Origin of the sequence: Mycolicibacterium aubagnense, assembly GCF_010730955.1 — a bacterium.
GTDB classification, from domain to species: domain Bacteria; phylum Actinomycetota; class Actinomycetes; order Mycobacteriales; family Mycobacteriaceae; genus Mycobacterium; species Mycobacterium aubagnense.
The window spans coordinates 5,213,600-5,231,102 of sequence record NZ_AP022577.1; the positions used below are offsets into that span (position 1 = coordinate 5,213,600).

General features: G+C 66.0%; 16 protein-coding genes. 6 read left to right on the plus strand and 10 right to left on the minus strand.

All coding sequences use genetic code 11. The features are described from left to right. Positions 1–33: 33 nt before the first annotated feature. Positions 34–1,044: a TIGR03617 family F420-dependent LLM class oxidoreductase gene (locus tag G6N59_RS24915; RefSeq protein ID WP_138229582.1), complete on the plus strand. Its 1,011-nt coding sequence runs from the start codon at positions 34–36 to the stop codon at positions 1,042–1,044. A 48-nt stretch (positions 1,045–1,092) separates the two neighbouring features. Here the strand turns inward: G6N59_RS24915 and G6N59_RS24920 are convergent, their stop codons facing one another. From G6N59_RS24920 to G6N59_RS24930, 3 genes are read right to left on the minus strand one after another with little or no spacing between them, the layout of a single operon-like run. Continuing rightward, positions 1,093–1,551, minus strand: a complete 459-nt coding sequence (locus G6N59_RS24920; protein WP_170313191.1) for a DUF5078 domain-containing protein — start codon at positions 1,549–1,551, stop codon at positions 1,093–1,095. A gap of 30 nt (positions 1,552–1,581) precedes the next feature. After that, positions 1,582–4,506 carry an MMPL/RND family transporter gene (locus G6N59_RS24925; RefSeq protein ID WP_138229583.1) on the minus strand — a complete coding sequence of 975 codons (2,925 nt, stop codon included), beginning with the start codon at positions 4,504–4,506 and terminating at the stop codon, positions 1,582–1,584. After that, positions 4,503–4,937, minus strand: coding sequence for an MmpS family transport accessory protein (locus tag G6N59_RS24930; protein WP_163911711.1), 435 nt, complete (start codon positions 4,935–4,937; stop codon positions 4,503–4,505). Before G6N59_RS24930 ends, G6N59_RS24925 begins: the two co-directional genes overlap by 4 nt. A gap of 262 nt (positions 4,938–5,199) precedes the next feature. On the opposite strand from G6N59_RS24930, the gene G6N59_RS24935 reads away from it, so the two are divergent. Continuing rightward, entirely contained in the window at positions 5,200–5,544 is a 345-nt protein-coding gene (locus G6N59_RS24935) for a DUF732 domain-containing protein (RefSeq protein ID WP_138229584.1), read from the plus strand. Between the two features lie 26 nt (positions 5,545–5,570). Here G6N59_RS24935 and G6N59_RS24940 read toward each other — a convergent pair whose 3' ends face one another. Both G6N59_RS24940 and G6N59_RS24945 read right to left on the minus strand, forming a co-directional pair. Further along, entirely contained in the window at positions 5,571–8,060 is a 2,490-nt protein-coding gene (locus G6N59_RS24940) for a glycogen/starch/alpha-glucan phosphorylase (protein ID WP_138229585.1), read from the minus strand. Positions 8,061–8,125: 65 nt separating this feature from the next. Then, positions 8,126–8,878, minus strand: coding sequence for an SDR family NAD(P)-dependent oxidoreductase (locus tag G6N59_RS24945; RefSeq protein WP_138229586.1), 753 nt, complete (start codon positions 8,876–8,878; stop codon positions 8,126–8,128). A 72-nt stretch (positions 8,879–8,950) separates the two neighbouring features. Here G6N59_RS24945 and G6N59_RS24950 point away from each other — a divergent pair, with 72 nt between their 5' ends. Next, the gene (locus G6N59_RS24950; RefSeq protein WP_138229587.1) at positions 8,951–9,478 is read left to right on the plus strand and encodes a hypothetical protein; all 528 of its coding nucleotides are present in this window, start codon (positions 8,951–8,953) and stop codon (positions 9,476–9,478) included. On the opposite strand, the gene G6N59_RS24955 is transcribed toward G6N59_RS24950, so the two are convergent. Next, on the minus strand, positions 9,462–10,199 hold the full coding sequence (locus G6N59_RS24955; protein WP_407665783.1) for a FadR/GntR family transcriptional regulator: 738 nt from the start codon (positions 10,197–10,199) through the stop codon (positions 9,462–9,464). The two genes, G6N59_RS24950 and G6N59_RS24955, sit on opposite strands and share 17 nt — an antisense overlap. A 127-nt stretch (positions 10,200–10,326) precedes the next feature. Here G6N59_RS24955 and G6N59_RS24960 point away from each other — a divergent pair, with 127 nt between their 5' ends. Beyond that, on the plus strand, positions 10,327–10,857 hold the full coding sequence (locus G6N59_RS24960; RefSeq protein ID WP_138229589.1) for a gluconokinase: 531 nt from the start codon (positions 10,327–10,329) through the stop codon (positions 10,855–10,857). After that, positions 10,857–12,254: a GntP family permease gene (locus G6N59_RS24965; RefSeq protein ID WP_138229590.1), complete on the plus strand. Its 1,398-nt coding sequence runs from the start codon at positions 10,857–10,859 to the stop codon at positions 12,252–12,254. The genes G6N59_RS24960 and G6N59_RS24965 overlap by 1 nt, the downstream gene beginning before the upstream one ends. 3 nt (positions 12,255–12,257) lie before the next feature. Here G6N59_RS24965 and G6N59_RS24970 read toward each other — a convergent pair whose 3' ends face one another. From G6N59_RS24970 to G6N59_RS24980, 3 genes are all read right to left on the minus strand, one after another. Beyond that, positions 12,258–13,319 (minus strand): class I SAM-dependent methyltransferase, encoded by a 1,062-nt coding sequence (locus tag G6N59_RS24970; protein ID WP_138229591.1) that lies wholly within the window; start codon positions 13,317–13,319, stop codon positions 12,258–12,260. A gap of 77 nt (positions 13,320–13,396) precedes the next feature. Continuing rightward, positions 13,397–14,029, minus strand: coding sequence for an MBL fold metallo-hydrolase (locus tag G6N59_RS24975; RefSeq protein WP_138229592.1), 633 nt, complete (start codon positions 14,027–14,029; stop codon positions 13,397–13,399). After that, positions 14,026–15,114 carry an S-(hydroxymethyl)mycothiol dehydrogenase gene (locus G6N59_RS24980; RefSeq protein ID WP_138229593.1) on the minus strand — a complete coding sequence of 363 codons (1,089 nt, stop codon included), beginning with the start codon at positions 15,112–15,114 and terminating at the stop codon, positions 14,026–14,028. The genes G6N59_RS24975 and G6N59_RS24980 overlap by 4 nt, the downstream gene beginning before the upstream one ends. A gap of 113 nt (positions 15,115–15,227) precedes the next feature. Between G6N59_RS24980 and G6N59_RS24985 the strand changes: the two genes are divergently transcribed. Continuing rightward, positions 15,228–16,049, plus strand: a complete 822-nt coding sequence (locus G6N59_RS24985) for a serine hydrolase domain-containing protein (RefSeq protein WP_138229594.1) — start codon at positions 15,228–15,230, stop codon at positions 16,047–16,049. A gap of 21 nt (positions 16,050–16,070) precedes the next feature. Here G6N59_RS24985 and G6N59_RS24990 read toward each other — a convergent pair whose 3' ends face one another. Next, positions 16,071–17,489 carry an NCS2 family permease gene (locus tag G6N59_RS24990; protein WP_138229595.1) on the minus strand — a complete coding sequence of 473 codons (1,419 nt, stop codon included), beginning with the start codon at positions 17,487–17,489 and terminating at the stop codon, positions 16,071–16,073. Positions 17,490–17,503 lie beyond the last annotated feature (14 nt).

The window sequence follows — 17,503 nt, forward strand, 5'->3', positions numbered from 1 at the left end:
CCTCTGGATGTCTGAATACGGAAGTCGGTAACCATGCGCGTCCAACTCCAGATCGACGGAGCGCCCCATCGGGCGGCCGACCATGCCCGCGAACTGGCCGGGCTCGGCGCCGACGGGGTGTTCACCTTCGAAGGCCCGCACGACGTGTTCCTGCCGCTGGTTGCCGCGGCCGGCGTCGCCGACCTGGACCTGATGACCAACGTCGCGATCGCGGGCCCGCGCAGCCCGCTGCATCTCGCGCACGCCGCCTACGACCTGCAGGTCTACAGCGGGGGAAGGTTCCGGCTGGGTCTGGGCTCGCAGATCAAGGTGCACATCGAAAAGCGTTACGGCGCGCAATGGGCCAAGCCCGCCGAACGCATGGCCGAGACCGTCACCGCGATCAAGGCCATCTTCGACTGCTGGGAGGGCAAGGCGCCGTTGAATTTTCGCGGCAAGCACTTCACCCACACCCTGATGCCGCCGAACTTCAACCCCGGCCCGAACCCGTTCGGGCCGCCCGCTGTGCTCATGGGCGCGTTGGGTCCGATCATGACCCGCACGGCCGCGCAGGTCGCCGACGGGCTGTTGGTGATGCCGTTCCACAGTGCCCGACATTTCGCGGACCGGACGCTGGCGGCAGTAGGGGAGGGGTTGCAGCGGGCCGGGCGTGTGCCGGGCGATCTGCAGATCATTGCTCAGGCCATGGTGGCGGTGGGACGGACCGAGGAGGACCTGACCGCCGCGATCAATGGCGTCGCCACGCTGATCGCGTTCTACGGCTCCACGCCCGCTTATCTGCCGGTGCTGGAAACCGAGGGCTGGGCCGATCTCCAGCCCGCGCTCAATGCCATGTCCAAGGTCGGTGACTTCGCCAGCATGCGGGCGCTGATCAGCGACGACATGGTCCGGACCATCGGCATTGTCGGCACCCCGGAGGAGTGTGCCGCCGAGATCGGCCGGCGGTTCGGCGGACACGTCGACGAAATCTGTTGCTACTTCCCGGGTTACGAACAGCGCCCCGAGGACGTGCAGGACATGGTCACCGCACTGCACGCGCAGTGATTTGTGCACGATTTTCCGCGGGAGGCGCGGGAAACCGTGCACAAATCGCTAGGGAGACTGCGCCCAATCCCAGACGGACAGGTCGCCCTTGGGGTAGTTCATGCAGACGTCGGTGGCCTTGGCGACGACGCCCTTGTTGTTGAAGAAGATTTTGGCCCAGTTGCCCCAGTGGGTGGCCACCTGCTCGTAGTAGACGTTGGTGGCGGTGTCTTCGGAGTACTGGCGACGGCCGACGGGATCGAGCGAGAAGAACCAGTGGATGCGGTCCTGGGCCATCTGCTGGATGTCGGCCGGACGGTTGTGCATGTCGATCATGTAGCGCGAGTAGTAGACCGGGCTGGTGTCGCGGGCGGCGGCCAGGTACTGCTCGGCGTCACAGGTGGTGACGATGATGCGGTGGGGGATCGGGTAATCGTCGCTGGCATCGGCCGCGGCCGGTCCGGCGAGGGTCGTCGCGACCGCGCCCAGGGCTGCGACCGCCATGCCGGCACGCTTCAGACCACGCATGATCTCGACCATAGTCCTTACTCCTGTTTCCTAGATACCAGTGCTGCTGGAGGCTGTTTGCAGTTCGCCGGTCTGCTTGGGCTGCGGCCACGGCTCGGGCACCGGACGCTGACGCACGCGTTGCGGCCACCAGAACCACTTGCCCATGAGGGCGGCGATGGCCGGCGTCATCAGAGATCGGATGATCAACGTGTCGAACAACAGACCCAGACCGATGGTTGTTCCCACCTGACCGACCACGTGCAGCTCGCTGACCGCCATGGACATCATGGTGAAGGCGAACACCAGGCCGGCCGAGGTGACGACGGAGCCGGTGCCGCCCATGGACCGGATGATGCCGGTGTTGAGCCCGGCATGGATCTCTTCTTTGAACCGGGCGACGAGCAGCAGGTTGTAGTCCGCGCCCACGGCCAGCAGGATGATGACCGCCATCGCGATGACCATCCAGTGCAGGTTGAGCCCGATCAGGTGCTGCCACAACAGAACCGACAGGCCGAACGATGCGCCGAGGGACAACACCACGGTGCCCACGATGACCGCAGCGGCCACCACGGATCGCGTGATGATCAGCATGATCGCGAAAATCAGTGCGAGGGCGGAGATTCCGGCGATCAGGAGGTCGTAGTCAGCGCCTTCCTGCAGGTCCTTGAAGGTGGCTGCGGTGCCGCCGAGGTAGATCTTGGAGCCCTCCAAGGGAGTGCCCTTGATGGCCTCCTTGGCGGCGTTCTTGATGGCGTCGATGTGCGAGATGCCTTCGGCGCTCATCGGTTCGCCCTCGTGCGAGATGATGATCCGCACCGCCTTGCCGTCGGGCGAGATGAAGTTCTTCATGCCGCGCTTGAATTCGGCGTTGTCGAAGACTTCGGGCGGCAGGTAGAACGAGTCGTCGTTGCGGGAGTTGTCGAACGCCTCGCCCATTGCGCTGGCGTTGTCCTGCTGCGCCTGCATCTGATCCTGCAGACCCTTCTGGGTCTGGTACATGGTCAGCATGTACTGCTTCATGCGCGACATCGTCGAGATCATCTCGGGCATGAGCGCGACCATCTGAGGCATCAGCTTGTCGAGCTTCAGCATGTCCGGCATCAGGTTCTGGATGTCGTCGGTCATGGTGTCGATGCCGTCGAGGGTGTCGAAGATCGAGCGCATGGACCAGCAGACCGGGATGTCGTAGCAGTGCGGTTCCCAGTACAGGTAGTTGCGGATCGGCCGGAAGAAGTCGTCGAAGTCCGAGATGTGGTTACGCAGGTCGGCCACGTCCAGCGTCATGTTGACCATCTTGCCGACCATGCTGTGCGTGACGGCCGCCATCTGGGTGGTGATGCCCTGCATCTTCTTCATCGTGTCGATGTTGGTCTGCATGTCGTTGGCCTGCTTGAGCATGTTGGCCATCGAGTCCTGCGCGTACTTCTCGTTCATCTTCTGCGAGGTGCCGCTCATGCTCATCAGGAACGGGATCGAGGTGTGCTCGATCGGCTTTCCTTCAGGGCGCGTGATGGTCTGCGACCGGGAAATCCCGGGGACCTTGAAGATGGCCTTGGCAATCTTGTCGATCACCAGGAAGTCGGCGGAGTTGCGCAGGTCGTGGTCGCTCTCGATGAGCATCAACTCGGGGTTCATCCGCGCCGCGGAGAAGTGCCGGTCCGCCGCCGCATAGCCCTCGTTGGCGGGGATGTCGGCGGGCAGGTAGAGCCGGTCGTTATAGGCGGGCTGGTAGCCCGGCAGCGTGAGCAGGCCGACCAGTGACAGGGCGATGGTGCCGACCAGGATGGGGGCCGGCCAACGGACCACGACGGCACCGATCTTGCGCCAGCCGCGAACCCGCATTGCGCGCTTGGGCTCGAGCGTCTTGCGGAACCGGCTGGCCACCGAAATCACCGCGGGGCCGAGCGTCAGGGCGGCGAACACCACGGTCACCATGCCGATGGCGAGCGGCACGCCCAGCGACACGAAGTACGGCATGCGGGTGAAGTGCAGGCAGAACGTGGCGCCCGCGACGGTCAGGCCGGAACCCAGCACGACGTGGGCGGTGCCCTCGAACATGGTGTAGTACGCGTCTTCACGGGATTCGCCCGCGCCGCGCGCTTCCTGGTACCGGCCGATCAGGAAGATCGCATAGTCGGTGGCTGCCGCGATGGCCAGGGTGACCAGCAGGTTGGTGGCGAAGGTCGACAGGCCGATGATGTCGTAGAAGCCCAGCGCCGCGACGACGCCCTGCGCTGCCGACAGCTCGAGCACCACCATCATCAGGGTCAGCAGCACCGTGATGAATGACCGGTACACCAGCAGCAGGGTGACGATGATGACCAGGAACGTGACGCCCTCGATCATCTTGACGCTGCGGTCGCCGGCGATGTGCTGATCGGCGGCCAGCGCTGCCGGACCGGTCACGTAGACCTTCAAGTCGGGCGGCGTCTTGATGCCCTTGATGATGTCCTGCGCGGCCTGAACGGATTCGTTGGCCAGCGCCTCACCTTGGTTACCGCGCAGGTAGACCTGCACGTAGGCGGCCTTACCGTCGTTGCTCTGGGAGCCGGCCGCGGTCAGCGGGTCGCTCCAGAAGTCCTGGATGTGCTCGACGTGCCCGGTGTCGGCCTCGAGCTTCTTGATCATCTCGTCGTAGTAGGCGTGTGCCTCGGCGCCGAGGTGTTGATCGCTCTCCAGCACGATCATCACCGAGCTGTTCGACTTGAACTCCTGGAAAACCTCACCGACGTGCTTCGTCGCGATCACCGACGCCGCCTGATCGGGCGACATCGAGACCGAGCGCATCTTGCCGACCTCGTCCAGCGACGGGACGGCGCTGCCGAGGAAGATGATGACGCCGATCCAGAACAGGATCACCGGGATCGCGAACTTGCGGATCAGGCGGGCGATGCGCGACCGGTGGGGTGGCTGCCCGGCTTTGGGGATGACCGCTGTCGGTTCATCGGCAGTGTTGTTCACGGGGTGGCTCATGCAGATTTCACCAGGCAGAAGGTCTGGGCGTGCACGCCCGTGGAGGTGCGGGTGTCTTTCAGTTCGTCGTCGACGTGGACGGTGCAGGTGATGGAGTCACCGTCGCCCTGGGCGACGATGTTCGGCGACGCTGCCGGTGCGGTTGTGGACAGGACGAGTTTCCAGGGGAGCATGGCGTGGTCGACGCGCTGCGGCTTGGCGTCCAGGTCGAGGTAGTTGATGTCGGCGTAGGCGCCGGGTTCGCCGGTGATTTCGTAGGTGACGACCTTGGGCTTGAACGGTTTGGCGTCGTCGGCGAAGTTGCGTGGGGTGACGATGACGGGGTTCTGGCCGAAGTAGCCGCGCACGCGATGCACAGTGAAGCCGGCGACGAGGGCGACGGCGACGATGAGCAGCGGGATCCACGCCTTCTTGAGCGCATTGCCGATCATGCTGCGTACACCATGGTCGACCGCACTATCTACTCCCCGCTTCCCGGACCCTGACCGCGACAGGTTAGGTCATTTAAGTGTTAGATTAGACCAGTTAAGTTAATCATGGGAAACCTCCGCTGTGGGTGGCCCGTACCACCGTAGCCGGTTACCCGCAGCAGATCGAACCAAATGCACAGCAGGTCAATGGGATTGAACAGGCGGCGACGACTGTTCGAGGGAGCAGGGGCAGATGGCAACCAGCACGAATAGACTCCGTCACATGAAGGCACGCACTCTGGCCGGGGTAGCCGGTTCAATCGCCGCAGCCGCCCTTGCTGTCGGGATGGCCGTCCCCGCGCAGGCCGACCCGGACACCGATTTCGCCAACCAGCTGCACACCTACGGGATCTACGGTCCCAAGGACTACAACGCCTGGATCGGCAAGATCACCTGCCAGCGGCTCGACAACAACGTCGACCACAGCGCCACCGACTCGGCGGCGTTCCTGAAGAAGAACCTGCCCCGCAACAGCAGCTCGGAGCAGCAGGTCTACCAGTTCCTGAACGCGTCGTTCGACACGTACTGCCCGGACAAGCACGGCCTGCTGGTCGCGCTCGCCCAGTAGTTCCGGGCGTCGGCCCTGACGGTGCGCTAGTGCACCGTCAGCGCCGAGACATCCCAGATGTCGTCGCAGTACTCGGTGATCGCACGGTCCGACGAGAACTTCCCGCTGCGTGCGGTGTTCAGGATCGACATCCGCGTCCACCCCGCGGTGTTGTGCCACGCGGCGTCGACCCGGTCCTGGCAGGCGACGTACGACGCGTAGTCGGCGAGCACCAGGAACGGGTCGTCGAATCGCAGTGAATCGACCAACGGCCGGAAGACGTCCGTGTCACCGGCGGAGAAGGTGCCGTCGGCAATCAGGTCCAACGCGGCCCGCAGTTCCGCGCCCCCGTCGATGTCGCGCTCGATGTAGTCGCCCGGGCGGTAGCCGGCGGCCTTCACCTTTTCGACCTCACCTTCGGTCAAGCCGAACAGGAAGAAATTCTCCGCGCCCACCTCGTCGCGCATCTCGACGTTCGCGCCGTCCAGCGTGCCGATGGTCAGTGCGCCGTTGAGCATGAACTTCATGTTCCCGGTGCCCGAAGCTTCCTTGCCGGCCGTGGAGATCTGCTCGGACAGGTCGGCGGCCGGATAGATCAGGTGCGCGTTCTGCACGTTGAAGTTCGGCACGAACGCGACCTTCATGAACCGGCTCACCACCGGGTCGGCGTTCACCGTCTCGGCCACCGCGTTGATGAGCTTGATGATGCGCTTGGCCATGAAGTAGCCGGGCGCGGCCTTACCGCCGAACACGAACGCGCGCGGGGCGATCTGCAGGTCGGGGTTCTGCTTGAGCCGGTGGTAGAGCGTGGCGATGTGCAGCACGTTGAGGTGCTGCCGCTTGTATTCGTGGATTCGCTTGACCTGAATGTCGAAGAGCCAGTCCGGGTTGAGCTCGACACCGGTGTTGGTCTGGATATAGTCCGCCAGCCGGGCCTTGTTGGCCCGCTTGACCGCGCGCCACTTCGCGCCGAAGGCGGCGTCGTCGGCGAACGGCTCCAGTTCGCGGAGCTTGCTCAGATCCGTCAGCCAGCCCGGGCCGACGGTCGTGTCGAGCAGGGCCCGCAACCCCGGATTGGCGAGGGCCAGGAACCGGCGCGGCGTGACACCGTTGGTCTTGTTGCTGAATCGTTCCGGCCACAGCTCGTAGAAGTCCTTCAGCACGCTGGACTTCAGCAATTCGCTGTGCAGCGCGGCGACACCGTTCACGGCGTGGCTGCCGACCGTCGCCAAATGCGCCATCCGCACGCTCTTGCCGTTGTCCTCGCCGATGAGTGACATGCGGCGCAACCGCTCGGTGTCCCCTGGGAACTTCGCGGCGACCTCGTCGAGGAACCGGCGGTTGATCTCGTAGATGATCTCCAGATGGCGGGGCAGCGACTCTTGGAACATGGCCAGCGGCCAGGTTTCGAGCGCCTCGGGTAGCAGTGTGTGGTTGGTGTAGCCGAGGGTCGCGACGGTGATGCGCCAGGCCTCGTCCCACGCCAGTCCGCGAGTGTCGACCAGGAGCCGCATGAGTTCGGCGACGGCGATCGACGGGTGGGTGTCGTTGAGCTGCAGGGCGAACTGCTCGGGCAGCGCGGCAACGGGCAAGCCCGCCAGATCCTCCAAGATGTGCAGGATGTCCTGCAGCGAGCACGACACGAAGAAGTACTGCTGCAGCAAGCGCAGTCGCTTGCCGGCCTCCGGCTCGTCATTGGGGTAGAGCACCTTGGTGACGGTTTCGGAGCTCACCTCGTTCTCGACTGCGCGGTAGTAGTCGCCACTGTTGAATGCGTCCAGGGCGAAGGATTCGATCGCCCGTGCGCTCCACAACGTGAGGGTGTTGCAGGTGTTGACGCCGTAGCCCTGGATCGGGGTGTCGAACGAGATGCCCTTGAGCACCTGCCGGGGAATCCAGCGCACCCGGTAGTCGCCGCCGTCGTCCAGGTAGGCCTCGGTGTACCCGCCCCACTGCACCGGGTAATTCACGTCCGGCTTGGCGATCTCCCACGGATTTCCGTTGACCAGCCAGTTGTCGGTCTTCTCGACCTGCCAGCCGTTCTGGATTTCCTGCTTGAAGATGCCGAACTCGTACCGGATGCCGTAACCGATGGCCGGACGCTCCAGCGTGGCGAGCGAATCCAGGTAGCACGCCGCCAGGCGGCCGAGCCCGCCGTTGCCCAGACCGGGCTCCTGCTCGCACGCCAGCACCTCGTCGAGGTCATGACCGAGGGCGGCCAGGGCCTCGCGGGCCTGCCGCTCGATGCCGAGGTTCAGCAGATTGTTGCCCAACTGCGGACCCATCAGAAACTCGGCCGACAGATAGCAGGTCACCTTGCGGGACAGGTCCAGGAACGCCTGGGTGCTCGCCATCCACCGTTCCTGCATGCGGTCGCGCACCGCCAGAGACAGTGCCCGGTAGTAGTGCTCGGGCGTCAGCACCGACGCCGGCCGGCCGATGGAGTAGAGCAGGTGGTCCTCGACCGCCTGGCGCAGTTCGTCGGTGTGCAGCCCGGCCCGGATGTCCCGGTCGTCAGCGGCGTCGAAGTGGGTCATTCACGGATTGAACCGCCCCGGTACGTCTGCCACGTGAACACCGGTTGACGGTTCGCCGTAGACCGTCAGGCCGGGCCCTTGCCGTTGTCGACGCGGTACACCGAGCCGTGGATCGCGGCGGCGTCGTCGCTGGCCAGGAAGGCGATGACGTTGGCCACATCGCGCGGTTCCATGAAGCCGCGCGGCGCGGCGATGCGCATGATCAGGTCCCAGTCGGCGTTCTCCGGCGCGGCGAACTCGGTGACCTGCGCGGTGAGCATGCCGCCCGGACACACCGCGTTGACGCGCAGTTTTTCCTTGGTGTACTCGACGGCCAGCGCGCGCGTCAGACCGATCAGCCCGTGCTTGGCGGCGCAGTAGCCGGCCGAGTAGATCTCGCCTTCGACACCGGCGATCGAGGAGACGTTGACGATGTTGCCGCCGTTTTCCAGCAGTTGCGGTAGCGCTGCGCGCGTGAGGTAGAACGGGCCGTTCAGATTCACCGCGAGGTCGCGGTCCCAGTCGTCGTCGGTCATTGTCGCCGTGTGCCGCATCACGTGGAAACCGGCGACATTGACCAGGATGTCCAGTCGGCCGAACTTGGCGATGCAGTCGTCGACCGCCTGCCGGCAGGCGTCGGCTGTGCTGATGTCCACCGCGGAGAACGCGCCGTCCGACTTCTGGCCGTAGGCATCGGCGAACACCTCCGTCATCCGTTCGGCGTCGCGCGCGATGCCGAAGACCGATGCGCCGCGTTCGGCGAAAACCTTGACCGTGGCCGCGCCCAGGCCGGCCGAGGCGCCGGTGATCAACGCAACTTTCCCGCTGAATGAACTCATACGGTGACTTTCTCACGCTGCGGGCGAGTCGCCTGCGATACTCGGGCGGTGAAAATGAAACGTGTTCTCGCTATGGTTTCGAGTTTCGGTTTCGCCACAGCGGGCGCACTCTTCTCGGCAGCTGCGCCGGCACATGCTGACATCCGGCTGCCCGAGGGCATCTACACGTTCATCCAGGAGGGCACGCCGGTCGGCGTGTGGACCATCTGGCCCGTCTGCACCCCGACTGTGGGCGATCTGCGCAACAACATGGAACTGCCCGTGGCGTGCCTGCTGCACATCGCACCTGACCAGTACGGCGCCATTTATGGCGGTGACGCCCGCCAGACCGGCGGCGAGGGGCACTGGGCGTTCACCCAGACGGACCTCGCGGGATTCACCTGCCCGGACGGCAGCAAGTCCAAGGTCGTCGAGACCTATGAGTTCGACGACGTGAACTGGACCGGTACCCGGACCACGTTGAACTCCGACCAGTGCGGTGTGCAGGCGGCGATGAACAAGAAATCCTTCCGTCTGGAATACCAGAAGCCACTGCCGATTCCGGTACAGCAGTACCCGCTGTACTGCGACCCGAACGACGGCCTCAAGCGCTGCCGCTGACGGTCGGTGAGACCGGACCCGGCTCCCCGGCGACCGCTGCCGCGGCCTCGTCGATGATGGCGCGCATCGCGCGTTCGGCACCGGCTGAATCGCGCAGCCGCACGGCGCGGGCCACCTCGTCGTGCAGCGCGATGGCCGCCGGATTGGGGGAGTCGGGCATCATGCCGTGGTGGGTGCGTCCGGCCAGGACCTCGGACACCACCGCGTTCAGCGCGCGGAACATCTCGTTGCCGCTGGCCTCCAGGAGGGTCTGATGAAAGACCTTGTCCGCCTGTAGATATGCGGTGAGGTCGCCGTCGCGCCCGTGCACCGCCATGTCCGACACGGCGGCGGCCATGATGCGGCACTGGTGCGGGTTCGCGCGCTCGGCGGCGAGTGCGGCCGCTACGGGTTCGAAGCCGCGGCGCAACTCCGACAACGACATCAGCTGCGCGGCGCGATCGCCGGAGTCGAGGCGCCAGCGAATCAATCTGGGGTCGAACACATTCCAATTGGCGGCGGGCTGAATGGTGATGCCGACCCGGCGGCGCGAGGCGACCATGCCCATCGATTCCAGGACCCGGATGACTTCCCGCACCACACTGCGGGAGACGCCATGTTCTGCGCTCACTCCTTCGAGGGTGATCACCGTGCCGGGGGCGTACGTTCCGGACACCACCGCGGTCCCCAGCGCGCTCAGCACGTTGTCATGCAGCGCGCTGACGTTTGAGGACGTAGACACAGATAACATCCTGTCATAACTCATCTGAATTGGTTTAGAAATGATTTTTAGCGCACAACTATTGCAATAGTCAGACTTTTAGGTCACGCTGTGTGAGTCAAACCACAGCAAGGGGCGGGTGCAGAAGATGCCATCACCCATCGTCGTCATGGGCGTTTCAGGATCCGGCAAATCCACTGTCGGCGCGGCTCTCGCGCAGCGGCTCCGCGTGCCGTTCGCTGATGCCGACGACTTCCATCCCGCCGCCAACATCGCGAAAATGGCGGCGGGTCATCCACTTAACGACGACGATCGCCGACCCTGGCTCGAGACCATCGGCCAGTGGCTCGCGGAGCACTGCGGCGACGGCGGCGTGATGAGCTGTTCGGCCCTGAAATACCAGTACCGCGTCCAGCTGCGGAGCCACTGCCCGGGCACGAGGTTCCTGCACCTGTTCGGCACTCCCGAGGTCATCGGTGCCCGGCAGGCCAGCCGGCCCGGCCACTTCATGCCGGCGTCGCTGTTGGCCTCACAGTTCGACACCCTGGAACCGCTGCGAGCCGATGAAGGCGGCGTCGTCATCGACGTTGCGCAGAGCATCGATTCGATCGTCGACGAATACATTTCGCGCACCGGAGGCGACCACCGGGGCGAGCGGAGCGACGGGGAGAACATCTGATGGGCGCCGCCGCCACATTGCTGGCCGATGCACCCAAGCTCGTCGAGCCCGTCGCGTCGGGCCCCCAGCTGATCCTGGCGTTCGTGGCCGGCATCAGCGTCATCGTCGTCCTCATCACGCTGGTCAAACTGCACCCGTTCCTGTCTCTGATCTTCGGCGGCCTGACGGTGGGTCTGACGGCCGGAGAGAACCTCACCGCCGTCCTCACGTCGTTCTCCGACGGATTCGGCGCCACGGCGGCCGGCGTCGGCATCCTGATCGCGCTCGGTGCGATGTTCGCCAAACTGCTCGCCGACTCGGGTGGGGCCGACGAGATCGTCGACACCATCGTCGGGGCCGCGTCGCCCCGCGCGCTGCCCTGGGCCATGGCGTTGGTGGGCGCGATCATCGGGCTGCCGATGTTCTTCGAGATCGGCCTTGTCCTGCTGATGCCGGTCATCTACCTGGTGGCCCGACGTTCGCAACAGTCGCTGATCACCATCGGCATCCCGGCGCTGGCGGGCCTGTCGGCCATGCACGGTTTCGTGCCACCGCATCCCGGGCCGTTGACCGCTGTCGGGCTGCTCAACGCGGACCTCGGCGTCACGCTCGGCCTCGGCGTTCTCGTCGCGGTCCCGACCGTCGTGGTCGCGGGCCCGCTGTTCGGCCGGCTGGCCGGTAAGTGGGTCGTCGTCGCGGCTCCGGACACCTTCGCCACCGATCCGGAAACCCTTCGGGCACATGGCAAACGGCCCCGCTTCAGCGTCACGCTGGGCTCGGTGCTCCTGCCGGTCGCGCTGATGCTGGGCAAGGCCCTGGTCGACATCTTCATCGACGACAAGACCCAGTGGTTCCGCCGGACCTTCGACGCCGTCGGCACGCCGCTGGTGGCGCTGCTCATCGCCGTCGTCGTCGGCACGGTCACCCTCGGCCGGGGTGCGGGGATGGATCGCAGCGCTATCACCACGTGCATCGAGTCGAGCCTGCCTCCGGTCGCGGGCATCTTCCTGATCGTCGCCGCCGGCGGCGGGTTCAAGCAGGTACTGGTGGACACCGGGATCGGCACGATGCTGGCGCGCTGGGCCGAAGGCGTGCACATCTCGGTGCTCGTGCTGGCATGGGTGCTCGCGGTCCTGATCCGATTGGCCACCGGGTCGGCCACCGTCGCCACCATCACCGCGTCGTCGTTGGTGCTGGGCCTGGTTCAGGAACTGGGGACGGGCGAGCTGTCGCTCGTGGTGCTGGCCGTCGGCGCCGGCTCACTGTTCTTCTCGCACGTGAACGACGCGGGCTTCTGGTTGGTCAAGGAATACTTCACACTCAGCGTCGGGCAGACGATCAAAACCTGGTCGATCATGGAGACCGTGCTTTCGGTGGTCGGCCTGGCCATGGTGCTGATCCTGGATGTCTTCGTCTAGGCGTCAGCGCGGCTGTTTCTGAACGACGATGTGTGCCACCGGAATCGGCATGGGTTGGGGCGCGGTGGACAGCAGGTCGATCAGCGCGGCCTCCAGGGCGTCGGCGAGCTGACGGCGTCGCCCCGGGGCGGCCGGGTCCAGCCCGTCAAGCAGGGAGTCGAACACCGCGGCCTTGGTGAAGCCGACCCAGCTCTTCGCGAAAGCCAATGCATCACGGTCATTCTGGTACTGAAGCCAGAAACGGTCCGGTTCGTCGGCGACCGTAAGGTGGGTGATCTGCAGTCGCTCGAAGCGCCCCGACGGGGCGAACGGCGACCGGAAGTCGGCAATACTCCGGCCCGCGATGGGCAGGTGCATTCGCCGCAGTTCGTCGGCGGTGACGAGCCGTTGGGCGTGTAAGTCGGCCAGCGCGTGCATGAGCCCGTCGAACAGTGGCTCGAGGCCCAGGCGCCCGTCGTCGTGCTGGCCCATCGTCGTGATCACCAGGCAGCCACCCGGACTCAACTCGCGGCCGCGGAATGCGATGAATTCGTGCCAGTCGTGCGCCGCTTGCCGGGCGCACGCGGCGCGCACCTGCGCGTCGCCGCTATAGGACGCCTGGACGTGATCGTGAATCTCGGCCGGCATGCGGCTGAGCCAGTGAATGGCCCATGCCGACCATCCCACGTGCACACTGTCCGACGGCAGAATCTGGCTGAGATACGACCGTCCCACCGCCGATGCGAACGTGGCCCGGTCGGCGCGCAGGTAGCTGAACGGGTCGTCGCGCAACGTCCGGAAAAGGGTGCTGAAATCGTTGTCGGGGATATCGGTGTGCGTCACCATGATGGGGTGCTCGGGCCGCACGCGTTTGCGCAGCGCGGCGATACCGGCGCCGATCGGGAGCAGGCCACCCAGGGCATTGCCGCAGCCGTACTCGGCGATCACCACCGGACGTGGTGCCGCCGGCAGCGGGACCACGGCCGCAGCCTGCTCGAAAAGCTTTGTCGCCGTGCGGAGTCCGGCGGTCTGCAGGCGCGAGCTCCCGAGCGGGTCGGGCTGCACCACCACACTGGACTCGGGCATGTCTCACGGTAGCGCCATGAGCTGTGTGGCGCGCTTCGAACGCGGGCCGGATCAGTGGCCGCTGCCCGATTGGCAGCTCAGCTGCCGCGGGCCACCCATTCGTCGTAGTTGACCAGCTCGCCGCCGATGGTGGTGGTGTCACCGTGCCCGGTGTAGACGACCGTGTCGCCGGGTAGTTTGCCGAGCTTCTCGGAGATCGACGCCAGGATGGTCGGGAAGTCCGAGTACGAACGGCCGGTCGCGCCCGGCCCGCCGTGGAACAGAGTGTCGCCGGAGATCACCGCGCCGAGCTCGGGGATATGCCAGCACACCGAGCCGGGGGAGTGCCCGGGCGTGTGGATCGCCTTGATCTGCAGGCCGCCGACGGTGAGCACCTGGTCGTCGCCCACGGTGTGAAAAGGGTTGTCCGGGTGGACAACCCGCCACAGCATCTCGTCGGCCGGGTGCAGCAACACCGGCGCGTCGAGCGCCGCGGACAGCTCCGGAGCGACGGTGATGTGATCGTTGTGGCCGTGGGTGCAGACCACCGCGACAACGTTGCGGCCGGCGACGGCATCGATGATGGGTGCGGCGGTGTGGGCGGCATCGAATACCACGACGTCGCCGGATGCACCGCCGTCGCCAACAATCCAAATGTTGTTGTCGACGTCCCAGGTGCCGCCGTCCAGGCTGAACGTGCCGCTGGTGACAACCCGCGCGATGGCAGTCACTTCAGGACCACCACCGAGCGAAGCACCTCGCCGCTGTGCATCTTGCCGAAGGCGTCCTCGATCTGGTCCAGCCCGATGCGTTCGCTGACGAACTTCTCCAGCGGCAGCCGGCCCTGCAGGTACAGGCTGATCAGGGTCGGGAAGTCGCGCTCGGGCAGGCAGTCGCCGTACCAGGACGACTTGAGGGCGCCGCCGCGGGAGAAGAAGTCCACCAGCGGCATTTCCAGGGTCATGTCGGGTGTCGGGACACCAACGAGGACAACGGTTCCCGCGAGGTCGCGGGCGTAGAACGCCTGCTTCCAGGTCTCGGGCCGGCCGACCGCGTCGATCACCACGTCGGCACCGAAGCCGTCGGTCAGGTCCACGATGGTCTCGACCGGGTCGAGGTCGCGGGCGTTGATGGTGTGGGTGGCGCCGAACTCGCGGGCCCAGTGCAGCTTCTTGTTGTCGGTGTCGACGGCGATGATCCGCTTGGCGCCCACCAGCGCCGCGCCGGCGATGGCTGCGTCACCGACACCGCCGCAGCCGATGACCGCCACGGTGTCGTCGCGCGTGACGTTGCCGGTGTTGATGGCGGCGCCGATGCCGGCCATCACGCCGCAGCCCAGCAGGCCGGCGACGGCCGGGTCGGCTTCGGAATCGACCTTGGTGCACTGGCGCTCGTGCACGAGGGTTTTGTCGGCGAAGGCGCCGATGCCCAGTGCGGGGGTCAGTTCGGTGCCGTCGGTCAGCGTCATTTTCTGGGTGGCGTTGAACGTGTCGAAGCACAGGTGCGGCCGGCCGCGCTTGCAGGCCCGGCACTCGCCGCAGACGGCCCGCCAGTTGAGGATCACGAAATCGCCTGGGGCGACGTGGGTTACGCCGTCGCCGACCGACTCGACCGTGCCGGCGGCCTCGTGGCCCAGCAGGAACGGGTACTCGTCGTTGATGCCGCCCTCGCGGTAGGTGAGGTCGGTGTGGCACACGCCGCAGGCGATGATGTCGACCACGACCTCGCCCGGTCCGGGGTCGGGGATGACGATGTCGACCAACTCGATGGGCTGCTTCTTGGCCCGGGAAATCACACCACGCACTGTCTGACTCATGGCTATAACCTAATGCCTCGGAGCAGAGCCGGAATTGTGTCCATACAAATGTCTGATCGACGGCGTTTCGGCCGTCGCCCATCGGCAGCGTGACCTATGACAGTGTCGTGCATGTGACCGCACTCGAGCTGTTGGATTCCTGGCCGGTACCGCATGCCGCGGCCGCGGTGGTGTCGCCGGCGGGCCCGGTCGCCGCACACGGACCCGTCGACCGCGCGTTCCGGCTTGCTTCGGTGACCAAGCCGCTGGTGGCACGTGCCGCGCAGATCGCCGTCGAGGAGGGCGTCGTCGAACTGGACACCCCGGCCGGCCCACCTGGATCGACGGTGCGACACCTGCTGGCACACACCTCGGGGCTGGCGATGCAGACCCCCGACGTCATCGCCACACCGGGGAGCCGGCGCATCTACTCCAACGCCGGGTTCGCGGTGCTGGCGCAGGTGCTCGAACACGAGTCCGGCATCGAGTTCGGTCAGTACCTGCGTGAAGCGGTGTTCGAGCCGCTCGGCATGGCCGATTCCGACCTGCCGGGTGGGGCCGACACCGCCGGGTACGGCGCCTGGTCGACGGTGACCGACCTCGCCGCCTTCACCCGTGAGCTGCTGCGTCCGACTCTGGTCTCGACGCCCATGCACGCCGACGCGATCTCGGTGCAGTTCCCGGGGCTGGACGGGGTCCTGCCCGGGTTCGGCCCGCAGCGGCCCAACGACTGGGGTCTGGGTTTCGAGATTCGGGACGGCAAGAGCCCGCACTGGACGGCCGCGACCAATTCGGGGCGCACGTTCGGCCACTTCGGCCAATCGGGCACGTTCCTCTGGGTCGATCCGGAAGCGGATCTGGCGCTGGTCGTGCTGACCGACCGCGACTTCGGGGACTGGACGCATGCGGTGTGGCCGGACGTGTCGGCCGCGGTCCTGCGCGAGTTCCGTTCCTAGCGGCGGCCTTTGGCAGCCGGCTTAGTGGACGACGCCGATCATGCTGTCGATCCAGCCGCGGGCGAAAAATAGCAGGAACCCGACGGCCACCACCCACAGCAGCGGGCTGATCTCTTTGATGCGGCCCGACGCCGCGTGCAGCACCGCCCAGGCGATGAAGCCGACGCCGATGCCGTTGGCGATCGAGTAGGACAGCGGCATGACGGCCACCGTCAGCACGACGGGCAGGGCGACCGAGAAGTCGGAGAAATCGATCTCGCGCAGGACAGAGACCATCAGGGTGCCGACGATCACCAGCGCGGCCGCCGCGACCTCGGTGGGCACGATCTCCGTCAGCGGCGTCACGAACATTGCGGCCAAGAACAATCCACCGGTCACCAGGCTGGCCAGGCCGGTGCGGGCACCTTCGCCGATGCCGGTGCCCGATTCGATGAACACCGTGTTGGACGATGCCGACACCGCGCCGCCGACCACCGCGCCCGTGCCCTCGATCACCAGGGCGGACTGCAGCCGCGGGAAGTTGCCGTGTTCGTCGGCCAGGCCGGCCTGCCGGGACAGGCCGGTCATGGTGCCCATGGCGTCGAAGAAGTTGGTGAACAGCAGGGTGAACACCAGCATGAGTGCGGCGATCGCGCCGATCCGCCCGAAGCTGCCGAAGTCGACCTGGCCGATCAGCGACAGGTTGGGCACCGCGAACGGGGAGCCGGACAACGTCGGGACAGACAGGCTCCAGCCGCCGGGTTTTTGCGTTGCCGAGCCGAGGTGCCAGATGGCTTCAACTGCAGCGGCGACCACAGTTCCGCTGATGAGGCCGATCAGGATGCCGCCGCGCACCTTGCGGGCCACGAGGACGCCCGAGGTCAGCAGGGTGAACACGAAGACCAGAGTCGGGATGGCGCGAACCGAGCCGGTGCCGCCGGCGCCCAGACCCAGCGGAGGCGACGGATGGCCCGTCGACGCGACGAAGCCGGCGTCGACCAGACCGATGAACATGATGAACAACCCGATGCCGGCGGTGATGGCCAGTTTCAGCGGCATGGGTACGGCGTCGAAGATCATGCGCCGCAGGCCCGTGACCGCCATCGCGACGATGATGAGGCCTTCGATCACGACCAGCCCCATGGCCTCCGGCCAGGTCAGGACACCCACCACAGAGCTGGCCAGGAACGAGTTGATGCCCAGGCCGGCGGCGAACGCGAAGGGTAGGCGGGCCACGACGCTGAAAAGGACGGTCATGGCGCCGGCTGCCAGTGACGTCACCGCGGAGACCTGGCTGAACGCGAGCTTGTGTCCGGCGATATCTGCCGTGCTCGACAGGATGATCGGGTTCAGCACGATGATGTACGCCATCGCGATGAAGGTCACCACTCCGCCGCGCAGTTCGGCGGCCACGGTCGAGCCGCGCGCGGAGATCTCGAAGAACCGGTCCAGGGCAGTCACCGTTAGAAGATAGA

Bases quoted from the DNA above. Each gene is read 5' to 3' on its own strand.
- G6N59_RS24925 (WP_138229583.1), bottom strand. From the start codon at position 4,506: ATGAGCCACCCCGTGAACAACACTGCCGATGAACCGACAGCGGTCATC.
- G6N59_RS24965 (WP_138229590.1), top strand. From the start codon at position 10,857: ATGGGCGCCGCCGCCACATTGCTGGCCGATGCACCCAAGCTCGTCGAG.
- G6N59_RS24945 (WP_138229586.1), bottom strand. From the start codon at position 8,878: ATGAGTTCATTCAGCGGGAAAGTTGCGTTGATCACCGGCGCCTCGGCC.
- G6N59_RS24950 (WP_138229587.1), top strand. From the start codon at position 8,951: ATGGTTTCGAGTTTCGGTTTCGCCACAGCGGGCGCACTCTTCTCGGCA.
- G6N59_RS24970 (WP_138229591.1), bottom strand. From the start codon at position 13,319: ATGCCCGAGTCCAGTGTGGTGGTGCAGCCCGACCCGCTCGGGAGCTCG.
- G6N59_RS24920 (WP_170313191.1), bottom strand. From the start codon at position 1,551: ATGCGTGGTCTGAAGCGTGCCGGCATGGCGGTCGCAGCCCTGGGCGCG.
- G6N59_RS24915 (WP_138229582.1), top strand. From the start codon at position 34: ATGCGCGTCCAACTCCAGATCGACGGAGCGCCCCATCGGGCGGCCGAC.
- G6N59_RS24930 (WP_163911711.1), bottom strand. From the start codon at position 4,937: ATGATCGGCAATGCGCTCAAGAAGGCGTGGATCCCGCTGCTCATCGTC.
- G6N59_RS24980 (WP_138229593.1), bottom strand. From the start codon at position 15,114: ATGAGTCAGACAGTGCGTGGTGTGATTTCCCGGGCCAAGAAGCAGCCC.
- G6N59_RS24935 (WP_138229584.1), top strand. From the start codon at position 5,200: ATGAAGGCACGCACTCTGGCCGGGGTAGCCGGTTCAATCGCCGCAGCC.
- G6N59_RS24940 (WP_138229585.1), bottom strand. From the start codon at position 8,060: ATGACCCACTTCGACGCCGCTGACGACCGGGACATCCGGGCCGGGCTG.
- G6N59_RS24960 (WP_138229589.1), top strand. From the start codon at position 10,327: ATGCCATCACCCATCGTCGTCATGGGCGTTTCAGGATCCGGCAAATCC.